Raw genomic sequence first — 4,094 nt, forward strand, 5'->3', positions numbered from 1 at the left:
GCCGGTGAAGAAGTTGATGCCCAGTTGGTTGGTCTGATCGCCGGCGGGGAAGGTGGAAGCCCGCCGCAAGCTCCAGGGAGTGCCGGGGTGAGCCACCGTGGCCAGGCAGGCGATGGGGAAGCGCCCATCTTGGTGGCTGTGGTGGTAAACCGCCGTGGCCTGCACCGCCGCCGGGTTATCCCGCAGGGTCAAGCGTTGCCGCGCCTCGTTGCTGATGAAAATGGCCTGTAGCTTAGTGGGATCATTGGGATCGCCCCCTGGCACCAACGGCAGCGGCAAAGAGTCGGTGCGGGTCAGCTCCAGGCGCTGCCCCACGATCACCCTCAAGCCCTCCACGCGGGCCCGTCGCTCCCAGTAGCCATCCAGCCCCACCTCGGAGAGTGCGCCCGGCGGCGGCTCGTCGGCCGTGAGGGATTCGCCCAGCTCATTTTCGGCCTCAGACGGGATTGTGTCACCTGCCCTGGCGTTGAACTTTTCGGCAAAGGTGGGCACGTTGCAGCCATTCTGCGGGTCAGGCGTCACGGGCGGACGTTCGTAGCTGGCCTTGGGCCCAAAGCGGTTGTCGGCCCGATAGACATCGTCCACGTAGGGAGGGCAGACCTGGTCGGAACCGGCCTGAAAACCGCCGGCCTTGATCCGTCCGGGGTTGGGCTCCCGTTTGGCGTTGAGGGGAGAAGCCGCCCATCCCGCTGCATCTGAGGCATAGGATCCGCGGGTGCGGATGCGGCCGAAAAGGTGGAGCTCCAGCGGATCCAGGGCCACATTCTCCGGCTCCACCCCGTTTTGCACCGAGTCAAAGTTCAGGTTGTTTAGCTTAGACTCGCTCGGCTCTACGTCTTGCTGGCCAGAGTGAACATCGAAAATCAGGGTATCGCTCACCTGCTGGCCGGCGTAGCCAATAGCCCCTGCCACCAGCTCTCCGAAGGCAGTAATCTCCGAGTTATCTACAGGCATGTAGAAGCAGGATTGCTCCGAGCTGATGGTGAAAGCCCGGAACAAGTTGTTGGGGGCATAGCGGAAGAAAAGGCTGCCGCCGGCGTAGATGGCGCCGTTCCAGTTGTAGCCGGGGGTGAAGAAAAACTCTAGGTCGCCGCGGCTGAAGGCCCCCCACTTGTTGAGGAGATCCCGCTTCCGATCCTGCTGGAACTGCAAAGCCGAGATGGCGCGGGTGGTGGAGTCGGCGCCTTGAATGGGCAAAGTGACGGCAAAGACCTGGAAAGGCTTGTACAGCGCCGATCCCACCTGGAACCAGTCTCCCACGTTGGGGTTGGCGGTCTGCTCGGCGGGGTTGTCGGTACAAGCGCCCAGAGCCGACCCTTGCAGAGGGCCACTGCGGATCATCAGGCGCCGCGCCCGCTCCGTATCCGTTAGCCGGCTATCCTCAAAGCCGGCACTGGCAGCCCGACGGGTGTTGAGAATGGTGTAGACAGTTACGGAGTCGTTGACGCCGTTGTTGTCGGTGTCCACCAAAAACCACCAGGCCGGCGCCCGTACCGGCACAGGCAGGGTTTGCCCGGGGTTGTTGGGATCCTCCACCTCGATGTTGGTTGTAATTTCGAACTGGGTTTCATCGGGGAGGATGTAGGGCTCGTTCTCATCCCGCGGGAGCAGCCCTCCCGCCCCGTCGTTAATCAAGGCCGCGGCAAGTTGGGCATCAGTAGGGGTGCCGGCGGGCAGGCGGGGATCCCGCACCAGGTAGTCGATCTTAGCCCGCGCCCGGTCGATGGCGGCGTTGAGTTGTCGGCTAACCGTCTGCCCCGCTCGTTCCACCTGGGTTTGGATGTTGCGCTGGGTGGAGCGGGTGAGCAGGCCCACCGTTACCAAGCTCAACACCAGCACAATCAAGATGGCGACCGGTAGAACAAAGCCACGCTCGCGGATCCTGCGCCGATCCACCGGGATCTTCAGAGAGCCAAGCAGACGCAGGGCAAGTTTGAGCAACAGCGGGGAAGGAGCAGGCATGGCCGTATCTCAGATAACGGGGAAAAGAGGGAGCACCTGTGCGAGTGCCAAGATAGCAACAGTATGCAAGGGATCCCGAGTTTCAGACATCCCCACCTCTGGGGGGAAGCGCCAGCTTGTTCATGCTGTATTTGCTTTTGGTTAAGCCAACCCGCAGCCTCCCGCAACTCTGAAAGGGGATCCCCAGTCCTTCAGCTTCGTGGCAAGCTGAAGACAGATGCCGCATCGGAGGCTGCTATGGAGAGTAGGATCCCCGCCCGTGATGTCCAAGTGGCCCATATCGGCCCGTCCACGTTGGTTCTCCGCTCCCGCACCTGGGATCGCTTGAAGTTTGAGCTGGAATATGCCCGGCAACGGGGCACCACCGCCAACAGCTACCTCATCCAGGCCCGCCAAACCCTTCTCATCGATCCGCCGGGGGAATCGTTCACCAACATCTTTCTGGAGGAGCTGGCCCAACACCAATATCTGCAGCGGTTGGACTTTATTTTGCTCAGCCACGTCAACTTTAACCGCATTGCTACTCTCAAAGCTTTGTTGCCCCTGGCCCCCTACGCCATGGTGCTCTGCTCCAAGCCGGGATCCATCACGCTGCGGGCCGCCTTTGAAGAGATGGATCCCGTGCCCCGCAGCCGCGACGAAGAAGAGGCAGCCGATCTGGGCATTACCTACAATGGCGACCAGTCTTTCCGCCTGCGGGTGCTCCGCGACGGGGATCGCCTGGATTTGGGGGAAGGGCATGAGCTGCACGTTCGCACCGTGCCCACGCCCCGCCACCCGGATGCCCTTTGTACCTACGACCCGGCCACCGGGATCCTGTTCACCGACAAGCTGTTTGGCGCCCATGTCTGCGACGAGCAGGTGTTTGACGAGCATTGGCGGCAGCTCAGCGAAGACCGCCGCTACTACTTCGACTGTTTGCACCGCAACCAATTGCCCCAGGTGAAGGCGGCCCTGGCTAAGTTGGAGGAGTTTCCCGCCCAAATCTACGCCCCTGCCCACGGCCCCTTGGTGCGCCACAGCCTGCGGCGGCTGCGCTTGGATTACCACGCTTGGTGCGAGGAGGATCCTGGCGAGCAGCGGGTGGCATTGCTCTTCACCTCGGCTTATGGGAATACAGGCATGATGGCTGTAGCCCTAGCTCAGGGGCTGGAACAGTCTGGGGTTACGGTGGAGCGAATTAACTGCGAATGGGCCACCCCTGACGAGATCGCCCAGGCCCTGGAGCGCTGTCAAGGGTTCATCATCGGATCCCCCACCTTGGCCGGCCATCCCCCTGTCCAGATCCAAACGGTTTTGGGCATCATCCTCTCCTCGGTTCCCACCAGCAAGTTGGCGGGGGTTTTTGGCTCCTACGGCTGGAGCGGCGAAGCGGTGGATCTCATCGAGAGCAAGTTGCTCAATGCCGGCTTTTCTTTGGGGTTTGAGACGATCCGCGCCAAGTTTAAGCCCACCCCTGCAATCCTACAAACTTGCCAAGAGGCGGGATCCCAGTTTGCCCAGGCGCTGCGCAAGGCCAAGCGAGCGCGTGCCCCCCGCCAAACCAGCAGCGAAACCCAGGCGGATCGGGTGGGACAGGCCTTGAGCCGGGTGGTGGGATCCCTCTGTGTGGTGACCGCCCTGCAAGATGGGATCCCGCGCGGCTTTCTCACCTCGTCGGTGGCCCAGGCCAGCTTCAACCCCCCCGGCCTAACCCTTTCTGTAACCAGGGACAGCGAGGCGGAACTGCTTATCCATCCCCAAGCGACCTTTGTGCTTAACATCTTGCGGGAGGGCAAAGGCAGCAGCCTGCAGCGACACTTTCAGCGGCCCCAGCGTCCTGGCGAAGACCGCTTTGCCGGCCTGGCCACGGCCACTGCCGAAAATGGCTGCCCGGTTCTATTGGATGCCCTGGCCTACCTAGAGTGCTGTGTCAAGACCTGGATGGAGTGTGGCGATCGCTACCTGGTCTATGCCGAGGTGGAACGGGGCAAAGTCCTGGATCCCACGGGGGTTACCGCCATGCGGCGCGGGTAAGATAGTACTAGTATTTTGCTGGTCTCAGCGCTCAGGGGGTGCCATTGACCATGCAAGACATTCTTGAGGGGGTCTTCAAAGGTTTTGCCCAGATTGGCGGAAAAGTTGTAGAGACC

General features: G+C 61.8%; 1 protein-coding gene and 1 pseudogene. One reads left to right on the forward strand and one right to left on the reverse strand.

All coding sequences use genetic code 11. The features are described from left to right. Positions 1-1,962 (reverse strand): annotated as a pseudogene (locus NW857_RS10765) (type II secretion system protein); the annotation flags it as partial. A gap of 237 nt (positions 1,963-2,199) precedes the next feature. Between NW857_RS10765 and NW857_RS10770 the strand changes: the two are divergent. After that, complete coding sequence (locus tag NW857_RS10770) at positions 2,200-3,978, forward strand: flavin reductase (RefSeq protein ID WP_414368912.1); 1,779 nt, start codon at positions 2,200-2,202, stop codon at positions 3,976-3,978. The last annotated feature ends 116 nt before the right edge of the window (positions 3,979-4,094 follow it).

The sequence above is a fragment of the Synechococcus sp. H55.9 genome (genome assembly GCF_047462355.1).
Taxonomy (GTDB): Bacteria; Cyanobacteriota; Cyanobacteriia; order Thermostichales; family Thermostichaceae; genus Thermostichus.

Coding starts and splice junctions, on each gene's coding strand:
- NW857_RS10770 (WP_414368912.1), top strand. CDS start 2,200: ATGGAGAGTAGGATCCCCGCCCGTGATGTCCAAGTGGCCCATATCGGC.